General features: G+C 65.9%; 19 protein-coding genes and 2 pseudogenes. 8 read left to right on the forward strand and 13 right to left on the reverse strand.

Features of this window, described 5'->3' with window-relative positions; genetic code table 11:
- Positions 1-98: 98 nt before the first annotated feature.
- From ACQPYR_RS26660 to ACQPYR_RS26670, 3 genes are all read right to left on the reverse strand, one after another.
- Positions 99-296 carry an NAD(P)-binding protein gene (locus ACQPYR_RS26660; protein ID WP_433621675.1) on the reverse strand — a complete coding sequence of 66 codons (198 nt, stop codon included), beginning with the start codon at positions 294-296 and terminating at the stop codon, positions 99-101.
- Positions 297-354: 58 nt separating this feature from the next.
- Entirely contained in the window at positions 355-1,785 is a 1,431-nt protein-coding gene (locus tag ACQPYR_RS26665) for an amino acid permease (protein WP_433621676.1), read from the reverse strand.
- Between the two features lie 97 nt (positions 1,786-1,882).
- Positions 1,883-2,710 (reverse strand): NADPH-dependent oxidoreductase, encoded by an 828-nt coding sequence (locus tag ACQPYR_RS26670; protein WP_433621677.1) that lies wholly within the window; start codon positions 2,708-2,710, stop codon positions 1,883-1,885.
- Between the two features lie 111 nt (positions 2,711-2,821).
- On the opposite strand from ACQPYR_RS26670, the gene ACQPYR_RS26675 reads away from it, so the two are divergent.
- Positions 2,822-3,586, forward strand: coding sequence for a siderophore-interacting protein (locus ACQPYR_RS26675; protein ID WP_433621678.1), 765 nt, complete (start codon positions 2,822-2,824; stop codon positions 3,584-3,586).
- Between the two features lie 60 nt (positions 3,587-3,646).
- On the opposite strand, the gene ACQPYR_RS26680 is transcribed toward ACQPYR_RS26675, so the two are convergent.
- Genes ACQPYR_RS26680 through ACQPYR_RS26690 form a run of 3 tightly spaced genes read right to left on the reverse strand, consistent with a single transcriptional unit; the run spans position 3,647 to position 6,385 of the window.
- On the reverse strand, positions 3,647-4,741 hold the full coding sequence (locus tag ACQPYR_RS26680; protein WP_433621679.1) for an ABC transporter substrate-binding protein: 1,095 nt from the start codon (positions 4,739-4,741) through the stop codon (positions 3,647-3,649).
- A complete protein-coding gene (locus ACQPYR_RS26685; protein WP_433621680.1) occupies positions 4,702-5,589 on the reverse strand; it encodes an ABC transporter permease in 888 nt (295 codons plus the stop codon). Before ACQPYR_RS26685 ends, ACQPYR_RS26680 begins: the two co-directional genes overlap by 40 nt.
- Entirely contained in the window at positions 5,579-6,385 is an 807-nt protein-coding gene (locus ACQPYR_RS26690; RefSeq protein ID WP_433621681.1) for an ABC transporter ATP-binding protein, read from the reverse strand. The genes ACQPYR_RS26685 and ACQPYR_RS26690 overlap by 11 nt, the downstream gene beginning before the upstream one ends.
- Positions 6,386-6,531: 146 nt before the next feature.
- Here ACQPYR_RS26690 and ACQPYR_RS26695 point away from each other — a divergent pair.
- The 3 genes and pseudogenes from ACQPYR_RS26695 (at position 6,532) to ACQPYR_RS26705 (ending at position 9,551) form a co-directional block, all read left to right on the forward strand.
- A pseudogene (locus tag ACQPYR_RS26695) lies at positions 6,532-8,231 on the forward strand (ATP-binding protein).
- Positions 8,213-8,887, forward strand: a complete 675-nt coding sequence (locus tag ACQPYR_RS26700) for a response regulator (protein ID WP_433621682.1) — start codon at positions 8,213-8,215, stop codon at positions 8,885-8,887. Before ACQPYR_RS26695 ends, ACQPYR_RS26700 begins: the two are co-directional and overlap by 19 nt.
- 124 nt (positions 8,888-9,011) lie before the next feature.
- Complete coding sequence (locus tag ACQPYR_RS26705) at positions 9,012-9,551, forward strand: hypothetical protein (protein WP_433621683.1); 540 nt, start codon at positions 9,012-9,014, stop codon at positions 9,549-9,551.
- Positions 9,552-9,554: 3 nt separating this feature from the next.
- On the opposite strand, the gene ACQPYR_RS26710 is transcribed toward ACQPYR_RS26705, so the two are convergent.
- From ACQPYR_RS26710 to ACQPYR_RS26725, 4 genes are all read right to left on the reverse strand, one after another.
- Positions 9,555-10,190: a LysE family translocator gene (locus tag ACQPYR_RS26710; protein ID WP_433621685.1), complete on the reverse strand. Its 636-nt coding sequence runs from the start codon at positions 10,188-10,190 to the stop codon at positions 9,555-9,557.
- 54 nt (positions 10,191-10,244) lie between these two features.
- On the reverse strand, positions 10,245-11,153 hold the full coding sequence (locus tag ACQPYR_RS26715; RefSeq protein ID WP_433621687.1) for a tellurite resistance/C4-dicarboxylate transporter family protein: 909 nt from the start codon (positions 11,151-11,153) through the stop codon (positions 10,245-10,247).
- A gap of 318 nt (positions 11,154-11,471) precedes the next feature.
- Positions 11,472-11,909 (reverse strand): MarR family winged helix-turn-helix transcriptional regulator, encoded by a 438-nt coding sequence (locus ACQPYR_RS26720; protein ID WP_433621689.1) that lies wholly within the window; start codon positions 11,907-11,909, stop codon positions 11,472-11,474.
- Positions 11,902-12,336: an SRPBCC family protein gene (locus ACQPYR_RS26725; protein ID WP_433621691.1), complete on the reverse strand. Its 435-nt coding sequence runs from the start codon at positions 12,334-12,336 to the stop codon at positions 11,902-11,904. Before ACQPYR_RS26725 ends, ACQPYR_RS26720 begins: the two co-directional genes overlap by 8 nt.
- Before the next feature lie 91 nt (positions 12,337-12,427).
- Here ACQPYR_RS26725 and ACQPYR_RS26730 point away from each other — a divergent pair, with 91 nt between their 5' ends.
- Both ACQPYR_RS26730 and ACQPYR_RS26735 read left to right on the forward strand, forming a co-directional pair.
- On the forward strand, positions 12,428-13,474 hold the full coding sequence (locus tag ACQPYR_RS26730) for a Gfo/Idh/MocA family oxidoreductase (RefSeq protein ID WP_433621692.1): 1,047 nt from the start codon (positions 12,428-12,430) through the stop codon (positions 13,472-13,474).
- Between the two features lie 51 nt (positions 13,475-13,525).
- A complete protein-coding gene (locus ACQPYR_RS26735) occupies positions 13,526-14,326 on the forward strand; it encodes a M50 family metallopeptidase (protein ID WP_040695980.1) in 801 nt (266 codons plus the stop codon).
- A 17-nt stretch (positions 14,327-14,343) separates the two neighbouring features.
- Here the strand turns inward: ACQPYR_RS26735 and ACQPYR_RS26740 are convergent.
- Positions 14,344-14,937, reverse strand: a pseudogene (locus ACQPYR_RS26740) (phosphatase PAP2 family protein); the annotation flags it as partial.
- Positions 14,938-15,031: 94 nt separating this feature from the next.
- Between ACQPYR_RS26740 and ACQPYR_RS26745 the strand changes: the two are divergent.
- Positions 15,032-15,253 carry a hypothetical protein gene (locus ACQPYR_RS26745; RefSeq protein ID WP_433621694.1) on the forward strand — a complete coding sequence of 74 codons (222 nt, stop codon included), beginning with the start codon at positions 15,032-15,034 and terminating at the stop codon, positions 15,251-15,253.
- Position 15,254: 1 nt separating this feature from the next.
- Here the strand turns inward: ACQPYR_RS26745 and ACQPYR_RS26750 are convergent, their stop codons facing one another.
- Positions 15,255-15,758: a gluconokinase gene (locus ACQPYR_RS26750; RefSeq protein ID WP_433635251.1), complete on the reverse strand. Its 504-nt coding sequence runs from the start codon at positions 15,756-15,758 to the stop codon at positions 15,255-15,257.
- 38 nt (positions 15,759-15,796) lie between these two features.
- Positions 15,797-16,309 (reverse strand): RDD family protein, encoded by a 513-nt coding sequence (locus tag ACQPYR_RS26755; RefSeq protein ID WP_433621695.1) that lies wholly within the window; start codon positions 16,307-16,309, stop codon positions 15,797-15,799.
- A gap of 269 nt (positions 16,310-16,578) precedes the next feature.
- Here ACQPYR_RS26755 and ACQPYR_RS26760 point away from each other — a divergent pair, with 269 nt between their 5' ends.
- The gene (locus ACQPYR_RS26760) at positions 16,579-17,673 is read left to right on the forward strand and encodes a serine hydrolase domain-containing protein (RefSeq protein WP_433621697.1); all 1,095 of its coding nucleotides are present in this window, start codon (positions 16,579-16,581) and stop codon (positions 17,671-17,673) included.
- Positions 17,674-17,690 lie beyond the last annotated feature (17 nt).

A 17,690-nucleotide genomic window follows, 5' to 3' on the forward strand; every position in this document is an offset into this window, starting at 1 on the left:
CCTCGGCCGCAAACGAATTGAGCTCCGACCGGGTCAGCGGCCACGGCGGTCCACTGACCTCCGCAACGTCCGCCCGGATTCCGGCGATCACGATCAACTCACCACCGGGTGCCACGGCCCGTGTCGCGTTCGATCCCGAGTTCGCCCAGCGCCGCATGCGCCCGGCTGTCGAGGGTGAGAAACGCACCGGCGTCGACCGCGGACCGCCGCTCGTACACGGTGGCCGGAAGTCCCGCGCGCGCAAGGGTTCCGGCGAGTATCGTGCCCGCGATACCACCGCCGATGATCGTGACCATGTGCCTCCTCGGGCCGGTGCGGGCCGATGTGCCTACCCACCCCGCCGGTGGCCGTCCCCTATGCGACCGGTCGGGTTACCGCGCCGCCCTTGCCGAGCTTGGTCATCGCCAGATAGCCGCCGCAGACCAGCACACCCCAGACCGCTCCGACGACAATCGCGGTGCGACCGCTCTCGGTCCAGAACAGCAGGACGACGACCAACCCCAGGAAGGCCAGCGCCAGCCAGGTGGTGATCGGTGCGCCGGGCAGGCGATAATCGCTTGCAGGCAGTTCACCACGGCCGACCTTGGCGCGATAGATCAAGTGACACACCAAGATTACGCCCCAGACGAAGATGATGCCGATGGTGCTGACCGAGGTGATGTAGTTGAACGCCTTGTCCGGCGAGATCACATTGACGATCACCCCGATGACCATCGCGGCCGCCGAAGCGGTGATGCCGACATACGGCACCGCACGCGAACTGAGCTTGTTCAGCCCCGCGGGCGCCTCCCCGTGCAACGACAGGGTGCGCAGCATACGGCCGGTGGAGTAGATGCCCGAATTGCACGACGACAGCGCCGCGGTGAGCAGCACGAAATTGATGATGCCCGCGGCACCTGGAATGCCGATCTGCTGGAAAACCTCGACGAAGGGGCTCTTACCCGCGTGGAAGTTGCGCCAACCGGCCACCGACATGATCACCAGGAGCGCGCCCACATAGAACAGGCCGATGCGGAACGGCAGGGTGTTGATCGCCTTGCGCAGCGTCGTGCGCGGATCCCGCGCCTCGCCCGCGGTCACACCGACCAGTTCGACACCGACGTAGGCGAACAGCACGATCTGCAACACCAGCAGCGACTGTCCGAATCCATTCGGGAACACACCGCCATCGGCCCACAGATTGGTGACCGTCGGGTTGGCGGCATGGCCGAAGCCGATCGTCAGCACCCCGATGCCGATGAGGATCATCGCGACGATCGCGGTGACCTTGATGGCGGAGAACCAGAATTCGCCCTCACCGAACAGCCGCACCGAGATCAGGTTGGCGCAGAACATGACCGCCAACACCACCAGCGCGGTCAGCCACGGCGCGATATCGAACCAGTACTGCACATACTTCCCGGCGACGGTGATCTCGGCCATGCAGGTCGCCACCCACACCGCCCAGTACGACCACCCGGTGACGAATCCCGCGAAGCGCCCGAGGAATTCGTGCGCGTACTCGGCGAAGCTGCCCGAGATCGGCCGATAGGTCAGCAACTCCCCCAGTGCCCGCATGATCACGAAGATCGCCAGACCCGCCGCGAGGTAGGCCAGGATCAGCCCAGGCCCCGCCTGCTCGATCGCACCGCCGGCACCATAGAAAAGACCCGTGCCGATCGCACCACCGATCGCGATCATCTGAATGGTCCGCGGGCTCAGCCCCCGGGAGTACCCTTCTTCACCGGATACGGCCGGGTCGGTGGGCGCCGATTCATCTTGTAGCTGACGGTCAGAGGCTGTCATGGATCGTGCGGTCCTTCTCCTGAAGCTCGAGATCGATCAGCCCGTCACGCTACCGGCCGCACCACCGGACCGCCGCGCGACCCGAACCACACCGCGATCAGTGCAGGCGGAAGCCGTGATTTGCCAGGGACTCGCGCAGCCGGTGGCGGCCGTTGAGGCTGGCGGCGGAGGCCAGGCGGGCCAGGACGCGCTCGGTCCAGGAATGCGAAAGTCGCTGTTCGGCGTAGAACTCGGCGATGCGGTCTTCGTAGGCCGCGACATGGGTGCGTTGGGTGGGGAGATCGTAGGTTTCGTGGTGGAGAACGGCCGGTTGCGGGAGGCGCGGTTTGACGCGCGCGTCCTCGCTCGGATCCGGGTGTCCGACAACGAGTCCGAAGACTGCGAAGACCTGTTCGGGCAGTTTCAGTTCCGCCGCAACCTGTTCCGGGTTGTTGCGGATCGCGCCGATGTAAACGGTGCCGAGGCCGAGGGATTCCGCGGCGACGACCGCGTTCTGCGCGGCCAGGGCGGCATCGATGAAACCGACGTAGCTCGATTCGAGGTAGTCGGCTCCAATCAGGGGCGCTTCGCGATCGTCGGCGAGCTGGCGCAGCCGGGCGAAGTCGGCGGTGAAGACCAGCAGCACCGGCGCCTGTTCGATATGTGCCTGACCGCCGGCCAGCGCGGCCAAGCGGGCCTTGCGCGCCGGATCGCGGACGGCGACGACGCTCCACACCTGCAGATTGGAGGAGGTCGGGGCGGACTGGGCCGCCGAGATGAGCAATCGCAGGGTGTCGTCGGAGACCGGATCGGCAAGGTAGCGGCGCACCGAGCGGTGCTCGTGCAGTACCTGCAACACCGGATTCCATTCGGCGGGCGCGGTCGGATTCGGATCCCGATAGCGTTGCTGGACGGCGTGGGCGGGGCTCGGCACGGTCTGCGTCATGCCGATCATCCTGTGACATCTACGGCGCGCCCGTCTGCGGTAACCCTCAGCATGAACCGAACCGAGTACGGTTGGTAAGGCAAGCCTTATTAGCAATTAGTGGAGGTTACCTTGGCACGACCCCGCACCACCCTTACGGTGCAGCGCACCGAGCGGCTGACCCCGCATCTGATCCGGGTGTATTTCGGTGGACCCGGATTCGCCGCGTTTCGGCCGAGCGAGTTCACCGACTCGTATGTGAAGTTCATTTACCCGCGCGACGGTATCGATGTGCTGCGCACCTACACCGTGCGCTCGGTCGATCCGGATGCCGGTGAGCTGGCAGTGGACTTCGTCTACCACGGCGACGAGGGCATTGCCGGTCCGTGGGCCGTTTCGGTGCAGCCGGGCGACACCATCGACTGCTTCGGACCGGGCGGCGCCTATGCGCCGCGTGCCGATGCCGACTGGCACCTGCTCGCGGGCGACGAGGCGGCGCTGCCCGCGATCGCGGCCGCGCTGGAGGCGATGTCCGCCGATGCGGTCGGGCAGGCCTTCGTCGAGGTCGCCGGACCCGATGACGAACTGAAACTGGACAAGCCCACCGGCATCGAACTGACCTGGCTGCATCGCGGCGGACGCGAGCCGGGCGATGTGCTGGCCGAAGCCGTGCGCGCGGCGGCGTGGCGCGATGGCCAGGTGCAGGTCTTCATTCACGGCGAGGCCCGCGCCATCATGCAGGACCTGCGCCGCTACGTTCGCCGCGAACGTGGCGTTTCCGCCGAATGGGCGAACTCGATCTCCGGTTATTGGCGGCGCGGCCGCACCGAGGAGGGCTTCCGCGAATGGAAGGCCGAATTCAAAGCCCAGGACACCGAGGATGCGCCGAACAGGTGAACGGCCGAAATCCCATGACGACCGGATGTTCGCCGGTCGCCATGGGTTTTCGTGGTGTCGCTACTGCTGATTCGCGCGCAGCGCCTCCTGCACGAACTGGGTCGTGTAGGTCTTCGACAGATCGATGCGGTCCTTGACGGGCGCCACATTCTTCGAGTATTTGCCGAGCACGTTCAGCACATTCTCGGCGCCTTCGGATTTCATCAGGCCGGTACCGTTGAACATGCCGATCGAGTCGCGGATGGACTGGACGTAGAGGTCGCGGCCCGCGCTCGCGTATTGCGAGGGCATCTTGGCAGCGATCTCCTCGGCGGTGTGCGTCTTGATCCACTGCAGCGTCTGCACGAAGGCGGTCGCGATCTTCTGCACGATATCCGGATGCGCGTCGACGGTGTCGCAGCGCATGTAGAGCGACGATGCCGGATACAGCCCGCCCAGCGCCGCCCGGGTGCCTTCCTCGGTCCGCATATCCACCAGGATCTTCGCGTCACCGGAGTTCACCATGGTGGCGACCGTCGGGTCTGTGGTCATGCCCGCATCGATGCCGTTGTGGTTCATCCCCGCGATAAAGGTCTGTCCCGCACCGACTTTCACGCGCGTGTAATCGGCGGTGGTCATACCGACCTGTCCGGTGAGCGCCTGGGTGAGGAAGTCGGTCGAGGAGCCGAGCGAGGTCACACCGAGGTTCTTGCCGCGCAGATCCGCCAGCGAACTGATACCGGCAGCATCCGCCTTGGATACGAGTTCCACTTCGCCTGGCACATCGGCGAATTGGACCACCGAGGTCAGGCACTGTTCCTTGGCCTGCAGGTCGATGGTGTGGTCGTAGAAGCCGACCACGGCCTGCACATCGCCGGTCAGCAGCGCGGTTTCGGCACTGGCGCCGGACTGCTCGCCGAGCAGTTTGACGTCGATATCGTTCTTCTCGAAGAAGCCGAGCTTCTCGGTGAGCATGGCGGGCAGGTAGATCACCTTCTCCAGACCGCCGACCATAATGGTGATCTGGGGCCGGCCGTTGGCCATCGGAATGGTTCGGGAATCCCGACAACCGGTCGCCAGCAGCAGTGCCGCGATGACTCCGACAATGATCGTCAGATGTTTGACGTACCGCATGATCAGATCCCGTGATTCGAAGTCGCCTGCGACGGACGCCATTTCAGCAATCGGCCCTCCGCCGCACTGATCGCCCATTCGGCCAGCAGCGCGATGACGGTGATGATGATCATGCCCGCGTAAATACCTGCCGAATCGAAGGTGCCCTGAGCATTGCTGATCAGCAGACCCAAACCCTTGCTGGCACCGGCGTATTCACCGACGACCGCACCGATCAGCGCGAAACCGAATGCGGTGTGCAGGCTGGACAGGATCCAGGTGGTCGCGCTGGGCAATACGATCGAGCTCAGCACCTGACGCTTGCTCGCACCGAGAATGCGGGCGTTATTGATGACATTGCCATCAACCTCACGCGCACCGGTGAAGGCGTTGAAGAATACGGCGAAGAACACCAGCACCACTACCGTCGCGACCTTCGAGCTGAGCCCGAGACCGAACCAGATGATGAACAGCGACGCCAGCACGATACGCGGAACGGCATTGAGCGCCTTGATGAACGGCGCGAGCACCTCGGCCCAGTACCGGCTGCGGCCGAGCAGCGTGCCGAGTACGACACCGGCCACCGCGCCGATGACGAAGCCGAGCACCGCCTCCTGCACGGTGGTGTACATCTGCAGCCAGATCGAGCCGAATTGCGTTCCTTCGGTGAACCATTCGACCAGGCGGTCCCAGATCAGCGAGGGCTTGGAGTAGAAGAACGGGTCGATCCACAGCGTTGCGGTGAGCTCCCAAGCGCCCAGCCAGACCGCGATCAGGGCGATGCGCAGGCCCCAGGTGCGCAGCCGGTTGCGCCGGAGGTTGGTCCGCACGCGCACGAGAATCTGCTCCTCGGTTTCGATTTCGACCTCGGGCGCGGACTTCGCCACATCTTCGAGCACGTTATGCGACACGGGAGGCTCCCTTGCCTCGGGCTGCCTCGACCTGATCGCGCAGCGTTTCCCAAATTTCCTTGTAGATATCCCGGAATTCGTTGGTGAGCCGGACCTCCTCGACATCGCGCGGACGTTCCAGCGAGACCGGGAAGTTGCCGCAGATCGTCGCCGGGCTGGCGGTCATGACAACGACCCGGTCGGCGAGCACGATCGCCTCTTCCAGATCGTGGGTCACGAAGATGACGGCCGCGCCGGTGCCCGCCCACACGCGCAGCAGTTCGTCCTGCATCAGCTGCCTGGTCTGCACGTCCAGCGCGCTGAACGGCTCGTCCATCAGCAGGATCTCGGGATCGTTGACCAGGGTCTGCGCCAGTGCGACGCGCTTGCGCATACCGCCGGAGAGCTGATGCGGGTAGTAGCTCTCGAATCCGGCGAGACCGACCTTGCGCACCCAGCCGCGGGCCTGTTCACGCGCTTCGGCCTTGGACTTGCCGCGCAGGCGCGGGCCGAGGGCGACGTTATCGATCACGCTCTTCCACGGCAGCACCGCGTCCTGCTGGAACATGTAGCCGATGCCGTCCGGGATGCCGTGGACATCCTTGCCGCGCACCAGCGTCCGCCCGGCCGAGGCCGGCTCCAGCCCGGAGACCAACGACAGCGTCGTCGACTTTCCGCAGCCCGTCGGGCCGACCACGGCGACGAATTCGCCGGGTTGCACCGCGAGATCGAGATTGCGGACGGCAGTGTGGATTCCGCCGCCGGTGCCGGGGAAGCGCTTCGTCGCGCTCCGCAGCTCGATGAGTGGTTCGGTCATTTTCTTGCTCCTAGCGGATCAGGTAGAGCGAACCTACGTGGGCCGGGTCACACTTCGAGGCTTGTGCGCACAACCGGCGCAAACGAGGCGATTCGAAGGTTGTGCGCATTCTGCTCACGCCCGTCCGCGTGGTTTATGCTGCGGAAATGGCCAACGACGGCGGAACACCGCGGCGCGCGACCGGACACTTCCGGTTGCGCACCCAGGTGCTGCTGCTGCAGATCGTGATCGTCTCGGTGACCCTCGCCGCCGCGTTCGCGGTATTCGGCTATGTCAGCAGCCAACGGCTCAACGATCAGTACGGGCAGCGTGCGCTGGCGATCGCGCGCAGCATCGCGGCCGAACCGGTGGTGCGCGAAGAGGTCGCCCGGTACGCGCCGGGCACGGTGACGCCCGAGTTGCGATCGCAACTCACCGCGGGACCGCTGGAGCGGATAGCCATCGATACGACGCAGCGCACGGGCGCACTGTTCGTGGTGATCACCGACGATGCCGGAATCCGGTTGGCACATCCGGACGAGGCGCGACTGACCGAACATGTGAGCACGGATCCGTCGGAGGCGCTGGCGGGCCGGGAGGTGATCGTCAAGGAGCGCGGTACGCTCGGACCTTCCGTGCGTGCGAAAGTTCCTGTGGTGGAAGCTGGTTCGGATCGAATCGTCGGTGCGGTGAGCGTCGGAATCTCGACCACCGCGATTCGCGGGCAGTTGCTCTCCGATCTGCGCACCGCCGCGCTGTTCATCGCCGCTGCACTACTGATCGGCGTCGCGGGTTCGGCATTGCTGGCGTGGCGATGGCGCGGATTGACCCTCGGACTCGAACCCGCCGAACTGGCCGAACTCGTCCAAGGTCAGGCGGCGGTGCTGCACGGCATCGGCCGCGGTGTGCTTGCCGTCGATTCCGCTTGGCGCACAACGTTCGTCAATGACGAGGCACGGCGGCTGCTCGGGCTCAGCGCCGAGATCGGCACTCCGGTCGACCAGATCGGTTTGACGCCACGGGTGCTGGAGGTTTTCCGTGCGCTCGACGAACAGCCGACACCCGCCACCATCGGCTCCCATATCGTGGTGGTCGCGGCCCGGCCGGTCACCCGCGACGGACGCAATCTCGGCGCCGTGCTCACCGTGCGCGATCGCACCGATGTCGAGGCATTGACCCGCCAACTCGATGCGGTGCAATCGATGAGCACCGTGCTGCGCGCCCAGCGCCACGAGTTCTCCAACAAGATGCACCTGCTCAGCGGACTGCTGCACGGCGGGCGCACCGAGGAGGCGTCACATGTCATCGATGAGTTGATCGGTGCGGGCCCACTCGGTGCGGCGACGCCCGGCATCGATGCGATCCATGACGCGTATCTGCAGGCCTTCCTCGCGGCCAAGGCGGCGCATTCGCGCGAGAGCGGCGTCGAACTCGTACTCGGCCCGAATACCTGGGTGGACGGCAATCTGGCCGAACCCGTCGATGTCACGACCGTGCTCGGCAATCTGCTCGACAATGCGATCGAGGCGGCACGCGTCGCCGACAATGCGATCAATCAGGTGGAAGTCGAACTGGTGCAGGAGGATTCGACGCTGCACATCGCGGTCGCGGACAGCGGGACGGTGTCGCACCCGAGATGATCGACACCATGTTCACCGAGGGCACCTCCACCCGCGAGGATCACGGTGTGCCGGGCGGACGCGGCGTCGGCCTCGCGCTGATCCGCCAGATCGCCCGCGCGCACGGCGGCGATGTCCGGCTCGCCAGTGCGCGCGGTGGTGCGCCGCCGCTTACCGGCGCCGAATTCATCGCCCGAATCCCCGGAGTACTGGTAGACAGCGAGATGCCATGGCCGCAACAGATCTGACCGTGCTGGTGGTGGACGACGACTTCCGCGTGGCCAATCTGCACGCCGGGATAGTCGAATCCATCGCGGGTTTCACCGTCGCGGGCACCGCCCACACCCTGGCCGCCGCGCGAGAACTCTACGCCGCCAATGCGATCGACCTGGCGCTGGTCGATGTATACCTGCCGGATGGTTCCGGCATCGACCTGGTGCGCGAATTGCACTGCGACGCCATGGTATTGACCGCTGCCACCGAAAGCGCCACCGTCCGAGCCGCATTCGCCGCGGGCGCACTCGCATACTTGGTGAAACCCTTCCCACACACCATGCTCGCGGCCCGCCTAGCCGGATACGCCCGCTACCGCCGCACCCTCGCCGCACCCCAGATCGATAACACGAGCATCGAAGCCGCACTCCAAGCGCTGCGCCCGACCTCGACGCCCACCGCGACCACCGTCATCGCCTCCCCCACCAAAGACCTCGTCCTGCACACCATCCTCGAGGCCACCGCACCGCTGTCCGCCGCCGAGGTGGCCACCGCCATCGGCATCTCCCGCGCCACCGCTCAGCGCTATCTCGCCACCCTGGTCGCCGCGGGCACGGTCCAGATGCGTCTGCGCTACGGCACTACCGGCCGCCCCGAACAGGAATACACCGCCGTACCACCCCGCCGCTGAATACCCCTGTCGATCTCGACCGAAATCGGAGACACTAGCATTAGGCGTGCCTAACCTTAACTAGGTTGGGTGAGTTGTGTGAGTGAGGATCGAGAATGCAGGGCCGCGACTTGGAGCGGCGCCGATGACGGCGCTGGTGGGTGGGGAACATACCCGGCGCGGTTTCGCCATCCGGACGGTCGCCACCTGCGCCGCGCTCGCGACGGCGATCTGGCTGTCGACCCAATTGCATTGCACGCCAGCGCTGCACCATGCGGCGTTGCTCATCCATCTGGCATCGCTGGTCCTGGGCTTCGGCGCGGTGCTTGCGGTGGACTATTTCGCCGTGGCCTGGGTCCTGCGCCGCACACCCCTACGCGAAATGCTGACCGTCGCCGACCGCCTCCAACTGCCCATCTGGCTGGGCGTCACCGGCCTGGTCGCCAGCGGCGTACTCCTCGAACCGAATATCGCCAACCACACCACCCAGACCAAAATGGCGCTGGTCGTCGCCCTGACGCTGAACGGTCTACAAGCATCCGCCTTCACCGACCGAGTCGCGGCCCGCGGCGGGATCCTCGATCGACCACTGATCGCCCGCGGCGCACTGACCCTGCTCATCTCCCAGGCATGCTGGTGGGGTGCGCTGTGGATCGGTTTCTGGAACACCACCAACCACGCATAATCCTCAGTTGGTACCGCTCAGCGCGACGCTCGCACCGACGCCGATGATCATCAATCCGCCGGTGGCACCGACCGATTCGAGGCGGCGCGGTGAGCGGACGAACCATGATCGCGCGGCACCCGCGACCACGGCCCATGTTCCATCGCTGAGTATCTGGATGCCGAGCCCGACCGAACCGAGGGTCAGCAACTGCAAGGGCAATGCACCCGTGGCCGGGTCGGCGAACTGCGGTAGGACGGCGGCGAAGAACACGATGGTCTTCGGATTCGTGGCACCGACGATCACACCTTGCCGGAACATTCGCCGCGGATTCGTATCCGGTGCGTGCGAATGCAGCGCACCCGCGAGACTCTTCCGCTCCCGAATCGCCATGACGCCCAGGTAGATCAGATAACCCGCACCCACCACCTTGACGATCGTCAGCAGCACAGCCGACGCCGCGAGCACCACGCCCAACCCCAGCGCAACGGCAATCAGCGGCAGCGCCGACCCCACCGTCGCCCCCAACACCGAAAGCAATGCCGTGCGCCGACCGTGCGCCAGGGCCCGTCCGATCGCGAAAAGCACATTCGGGCCAGGAATTACGATGATGATCAGTGCGGCGACAGCGAAAGCGGCCACGTGGGAGGCGGGCACCATTCGTCGGAGCCTACGCCCCGACCCGGCCAGGTGCCGCGTCGCCGAACCCGCCGATTACGCGGACCGATCGGATTCGAATGTCGTTCGGTCCGCGAGCAATACGGCGAAAGTGAGTGTCCATGCGCCCACCGCCACCAGAAGCAGCAGGTCGCCGAGCGCGCGCAGCGCGGGCAGGTCGATGGCCGCACTGGTGGTCAGCGTCGCGACCGCGGTCATGCCGAGCGGGAAAACCGTGGCCCAGCGCCGGATGTCGTACTCGGGTCGCGGGCGGATCACCTCGGCGACCATCAGGATCGTGTAGCCGAACAGGTTGCGGCCGAGGACGATCAGCGCGACCACCTCGAGCAGCCGATGCACGGCCCCGGTCCACTGGTGTGCGCCGACAAGTCTGGCGGCTGCCAGTGTCGAAATCGCCAGTGCACCGGTGGCGACCCATTGATCGCCCGCACCGATCCACACCTGCCGAATATCGAAATGAGCGAAGGCCGCGAGATAAAGCAGCACACCGATACAGAACAACGCCAACGCCACCCAGGCGAGCCAATCACCGACATCGGCCCGCGCCAGTGTCCCCGCCAGCACCGCGAGGCCCTGGGTAGAAACACAAACCAGGAATGCCCCGCCCGCCATCCGCCGATTCCAATGCCGCAGTACCGCGAGCAATAGTCCGGGCCAGATCGCCGCGGCAAGCACCAATAGTGCGCAAGCCGCAATCTGCCAGCCCGACAGTGACAACCGCGTCCCGAGCACCGTTGTCGCCGCGACCCCGGTCAATGCGGGCGGGGTATCGGCCTCGGCATCCCATTGCGAACGATGCCACAGCAGTCGCGTGCCGAAGTCGATCGCGAGCAGCAGCCAGACCGCCGCCGCGAGTGCGAATATCAGCCACGAGACGACTTCGAATCCGGTGAGATGCAACCCCACCGACACGATTCCGGTCGCCATGACGAACGACCCCGCCATCGGCGATAGATCCTGCCACCATCGTTGTGCCACCCCGATATCACATCTCGAAATGTGATCTTGGTCAAGCAACTCGGTAGCAATCTATTTCGGCGCGGCGAGTCCACTATCCCGGTATTCGCGGCGGCCGATGCGAATGTATCGGGAAGCCGAGCGTCGAACCGGTGATCCGATCACCGTATGGGTGTAAATCCAGGCCGATCGCATACTGCGCCGGGAGGATCAGCAATCCAAGGGCAAAGGCGCTTTGTTGCGGGCGAATCGAGATGGGGTCGTCGAAATCATCGCCGCAATTCATGTGCACACCATCCAAACCGGTCATATCCCAATACGTTGCGCGGCAATCGATTTGAGGCGGTCACGGAGGGGGTCGCTATCGGAGCCGAAGAATTGTTCGTCGGTGTCGACGACGATGCGGATGGCGCGGCGGGCCAGGGTGCGGCCTTCCGCGGTGACTTCGATGCGCAGGATTCGGGCGTCGTCGGAGTCGGGGCGGCGGGTCAGGAGAGTGCGGTCTTCCAGGACGCGGATTACGCGGGAGCCCATCATCCGGTCGGCGCCTGCCATGTCGACTACCTGCTGTTGGGTCGGTGGTTCGCCCTGCCTGCCGAGCCAACCGGCCGAGGCGAGCAGGTTGAATTGGGTCAGGGTGAGGCCGAGGGGGCGCAGGTTGCGTTCGACGGTGGCGCGCCATTCCAACGCGGCGTGATGCAGCCAGAAGCCCGGACTCATCAGTGGGCCTTGTGGTTCAGCCATGTTCGCCCCCGAGTCGCCGTGCCTCGAGTTCCAGCGCCGCGATGGTCAGCTGCATATCGGCGCGAATGCCGCGCTCCCAGATCAGCCGGAAGATCGGCCGGAACGGGCCGTGCACCTCCATCCGCTTCGCGACACGTACGGCTCCGTCGCCGAGCGGTGCGTAGGTGTAGTGACCGCGGATCTTGCCGAACGGAATCCCGGCCTCACTTGTCCACGAACGTCCAGCATCAACGGCGGTGATGGTGAACGGACCAGCCGGTGCGCCTTTGGGTTTCACCCAGCCCGTGGTTCCCGGCACGAACGGCCCATCGATCCGAGCCTTCTCCTCGTGCGGATCCCAGGACGGCCAGTTGGCCACGTCGGTAGCGGCCCGCCAGATCTCCTCGATCTCTCCGGAAATAACAGCTTCTTCATAGATCACATACATCGGAGCACTCCCCGGTCCGCATTGATTGTTGTTGCGACAACAGTATCTGTTGTCGCAACAACAAGTCAAGAGGTACGGTAGCGTCGCAACGATGAGCCTGCAGGTCGCCATCGTCGGGTACGGATTGGCCGGGTCGGTGTTCCATGCGCCGCTCATCGCCGCGCAGCCGCGGATGCGGGTGGCGGCGGTGGTTACGGGGTCATCCGAGCGGGCGGGGCAGGCGCGGCGCGAGCATCCCGGGGTGCGGGTGTTGGCAAGTGCGGATGAATTATTTGCCGATGCCGCGGGCATCGATCTGGTGGTTATCGCGACGCCGAATCGAACGCATGCGCCGCTGGCTCGGCAGGCGCTGGACGCCGGGCTGCCGGTGGTCGTCGACAAGCCGTTCGCAGTGAACGTGGCCGAGGGCGAGGATCTGATCGCGCGGGCCGAGCGCGCCGGTCTGGCGCTATCGGTCTTCCAGAACCGGCGCTGGGATGGCGACTTCCTGACGGTGCGGCAGCTGATCGAGGACGGGCGGCTCGGCGAAGTACGCCGTTTCGAGTCACGGTTCGAGCGGTGGCGCCCGGTGCCGAAGGGCGGCTGGCGCGAAGTCGGTTCCGCCGACGACGGCGCCGGACTGCTGTTCGACCTCGGCAGTCACCTGATCGACCAGGCGGTGACACTGTTCGGTCCCGCGCGCTCGGTGTACGGCGAACTGGACCGGCGGCGGCCGAATATCCAGACCGATGACGACGCGTTCATCGCACTCACCCACACCTCGGGTGTGCGATCGCACCTCTGGATGAGCGCGGTAACTCCACAGCTAGGACCCCGATTCAGGGTGCTCGGTTCCGAAGCCGGTTACCTCACTTACGGATTGGATCCGCAGGAGAACGCATTGCGGTCGGGCCATCGCCCCGGTGACGATCCTTGGGGCACAGTCGAACCCGATCGGTGGGGAACGGTAGGCGCGGATCCCGACATCGAACCGGTCCCCACACTAGCGGGCGACTATCCGGCGTTCTACAACGCCATGGCCGCCGCAATCCTGGACGGCGCACCCGTTCCGGTCGACCCCCGCGACGCCGTCACCACCTTGCGATTGCTCGAAGCCGCCCGCAGATCGGCGGATCTCGGCGAGCTCGTCACCACCTGACCGGCTCGCGACGACTCAGCGAAGCGCGCCGCGGCCGGATAAGGTGCGGCGGTGCAAACAGCGGAATTCGTCGAGCGCGGCGCCTCCATCGCGGACCGGCTCACCACAACCCAGGCAGCGCCACCATGGTGGTTGGTCATCGCGACAGCAGTCGCGGCCCTGATTCTGGTCGGATACAGCCCGCTGTGGCGGATCACCCGCAATGTGGTCACCATCGCGCACGAGGGCGGCCACGCGCTCACCGCACTGCTCACCGGCCGCAGGCTCAACAGCATCACGCTGCACTCCGACACCTCCGGTCTGACCGTATCGAGCGGAAAACCCTACGGCCTCGGCATGATTCTGACCGCGATGGCGGGCTATCCCTCGCCGCCGCTGCTCGGTCTCGGCTTCGCCGCACTGCTCGGCGCGAACCGGATCACCCTCATGCTCTGGACCGCGATCGCTTTGCTCGCCGCCGTCCTGATCAAGGTGCGCAATGTCTACGGACTGCTGACGGTATTCGGCTTGGGCGCCATCGTCTTCGCGGTGTCCTGGTTCGGAACCGATACGGTCCAGGCCGGTTTCGCGTATCTCGGCGCGTGGTTCCTACTGCTCGCGGGCACCCGGCCGGTGATCGAATTGCAGCGCGGGCGAGTCCGCCGCTGGAATATGCCGCAGGGCGCGGACTCCGACGCCGATCAGCTCGCCCGGCTCACTCATATCCCCGCGCTGCTGTGGGTGTTCGTCTTCGGTGCGATCGCGGTGGCCGCACTGGTCGGCGGGGCGCTGCTGCTGTCGGAGGCCGCGGGTGTCTGTATTCCCAATGTCTCCGGCGGAGAGTGCACCACACCGGCCCTGCCGACCAGATAGGCCCGGTACGCCGCCAGACACAGCGCGAGCCACAGCGCGCCGATACACCAGCCGCCGAGCACATCGGTCGGCCAGTGCACGCCCAGATACCAGCGGGAAAGACCAACAGCCACAACAAATACGGCAGCGACGGTCACCGCGATGCGGCGAGCGGCCGGGCGGTGCAGTCGCGTAAGCACCACCGCGGCAAGGAGTCCGATCACCACAATCGATCCGAGACTGTGTCCGGACGGAAATGCCTGATTGGTCTCGGTGACAAGGCGATCCGCCTCAGGCGGGCGAGTACGACCGACCAGATGTTTGCCGACCACGACGAGCACGCCCGCGCCCGCGGTCGCGACACCGGCCAGCACCGCCTCCGGCCACCGCCGACGCCAGGCCAGCACGAGACACAGGACCATCGCCAGCGCCGTCATCGCCGGCGTGCCGCCCAAGTCGCTGACCCCGATCGCAACCGGCGTGACCAGCCCGGCGCGCCGCTGGATCACCCAATCGGTCCCCGGCTGATCTATCGCGGTAATGCCGTCGCGTCCGAGCACGCTGCCGGTAATGACGAAGACCATCGCGGTCAGCACCGCGATGCTCCGTACCGGTAGCGGGCGATTTGTCATACCTCCACGATGCCAGATTCGCAGCTGTGAGGTTGCTGAGTGTCCGGCCGTGGATCTACCGGATATACCGATCCGATGTCGTAGGGTGTTGGCCGTGAATCGATGGCCGGACCACGCCAGCACCGGACCGGACGAGCACTCGCCAGTGGCCGAGTTGGCTCGCACCCTGATCGACGCGATGTGCGATACCGTCGCGGGCTGGCTGCATCCGCTCGCGGGTGCGGCGACGGTCCCGCTGCTGCTGCTCACCCCACTGCTCATACTCGGCGTGGCCTGGCTGGCGACCCGGGTCGTGCGGCGACGCACGGACACCTGAGTCAGCTCGACTCCCACGCGGTTACCGCCTCGCGGACCAGCTCGGCGGGATCCGCGGTCGCGTCCACGGTGACGCCGAATTCATCCGGGGCCAAGGGCTGCAACGCGGCGAGCTGCGAGTCGAGCAACGTCGCGGGCATGAAATGGCCACGGCGCGTCTCCATCCGGCGAGCCAGTTCCGCGCGCGATGCGGACAGATGGACGAAGAACGCCTCGGGTGCGGCCGCACGCAATCGATCGCGATAGCCGCGCTTGAGCGCCGAGCAGCTGACCACACCGCCGCGCTCGCGCCGCTCCCCCAGCCACGCCGCCACGATATCGAGCCACGGCGCGCGATCCGCGTCCGTCAGTGGCACACCGGCCGCCATCTTCTCGATATTCGAAGACGGATGGAAATCGTCGCCCTCGGCGTATTCGACCTGCAGTGTCTCGGCAATCAGTGCACCGACCGTGGACTTCCCGCATCCGGAGACGCCCATCACGACGACAACCGGCCGATATGTCATGCCTGCGCTCACCACGCCGACCCTATCGGTAGCCCGCGCTACGCCGCCGCGAGGACGAAAGTCTCGGCAACCTTGTCATGCCAGCCCCGCCGGGCGACATGATCGAAATACGGCGACACCGCACACAGCACACCCCAGATAACACAGAGGGCGCTCGGCAGCACGAGAGTGGCCCAGCGGATCAAGGCCGCCGCGAAGCCGATACCCTCCTCCGGCGCGTCGGCGGTGTCGATCCGCGCGACGCGAATGCCGAGCGCCTTCTTCCCGAAGGTCGCGCCCTGGGTCGCGGTCAAGCCGACGTCATAAGCGATGCTCGCGAGCAAGCCGAGTGCAACGACCAGCAGTGCGGCGCCCACGCCGAATCCGGAATCGGTCTCGGCGGGGAATTCGTTCGACGAGTCAGTGCTCGCGACCACGGCCGCGGCAACAATACCGATCGGTATGCCGACGATGACGGTATCGATGAGCCGCGCGCCCAGCCGGTTCCCCATGCCCGCGAGCCGATACCGACCGGAGGGGATTACGAGGTAGGCAGTACTGGACGTACTCAAGGTTCCCCTCCGTGTGTGGTTGCCGACGACCGCGGGAACAGGAGTCGCACCCGCCGAACTCCCCTCCATATGGTCCGGCCGGCGTGATTCCTGTTCCCGCTCGACGACCGGACGTTATGCGGCGGCGCGTGCATGTAGCTACCGATCGGCATGCCGAGTGACGGATCTGCGCAGTTCACGGGCACGCACCGGAATTCCGGACCGGAATGCCGGTATGTCGGTTGCCGTAGCTTGATGCCGCGGAACATCGCACATGCCGCAGGAGGGGAATGACTGCCATCAGGGGAATAGTCGCCGCTGTGCTCGTCGTATTGGCAACGCCGGGCGTCGCGCGGGCCGAGGAGCAGCCGGTCGATATCTTGCAGGCGGGTGCCGACGCCGGAGTCACGAACGGTTTCCCAGGTGTCATCGGATTGGTCCGGAGCGGATCCGAAACGCGTTACGTGCACGCGGGCTACGGCGAGCTGTCGACTCGCACCCCCGCCGACCCGAAGGCACGGTTGCGTATCGGCAGCTTCACGAAGGCGTTCGTGGCCGTGGTCCTGCTGCAACTGGAAGCCGAACAGCGACTGTCCCTCGACGACCCCATCGACCGCTGGATTCCGGGCACAGTGCCCGACAGTGCGGGCATCACCGTTCGCCAGTTGCTCAACCACACCTCCGGGCTGCCGGAATACACCGACGATCCCAGGATCTCACTGCCCTATATCGCCGGGGTCGCGGCGTGGCCCGCGTGGTCCCCCCGGGCGGAGGTCGATATCGCGCTGCAGCGGGGTCGGACCGGAGCGCCCGGCGAGCAGTTCTCCTATGCCAACACCAACTATGTCCTCGCGAGCATGGTGATCACCGCCGTGACCGGTCGACACACGGCCGACGAAGTTCGCGAACGCATCATCGAACCACTGCACCTGCGCGACACGACCTATCCGGTCACCGACCCGAACCCACACGGCAACTGGCTGCACGGCTACACCTGGCAACGCGATATCTCGGTCGCCGACCCGCAGATCTATGGCGCGGCGGGCGCGATGATCTCCACCCTGGACGACTTCGCCACCTTCACCCATGCTCTGTTCTCCGGCCGTCTGTTGCCGCCCGCGCAACAGACCGAACTCACCACCACCGTGCCGACCTCCGATGCGGGCAACGGCTACGGTCTCGGCGTCCTGCATGCGCAGGCATCCTGCGGTCCGGTCTGGACCTACCTCGGCCGGACACTCGGCTACGACAATCGGGTCATCGCCAGTCCGGACGGCAGCCGCATCGTGCTGCTCACCGGCAACGAATTCCACTACCTCGCCGACAACGCCTCCGCCGCACGGTTTCTCGACGATGCGGCCACACGAACCTTCTGCGCACTCTGATCAAGCAGGGCGGGCTG

Origin of the sequence: Nocardia sp. CA-120079 (genome assembly GCF_050955745.1) — a bacterium.
Classification (GTDB): Bacteria; Actinomycetota; Actinomycetes; order Mycobacteriales; family Mycobacteriaceae; genus Nocardia.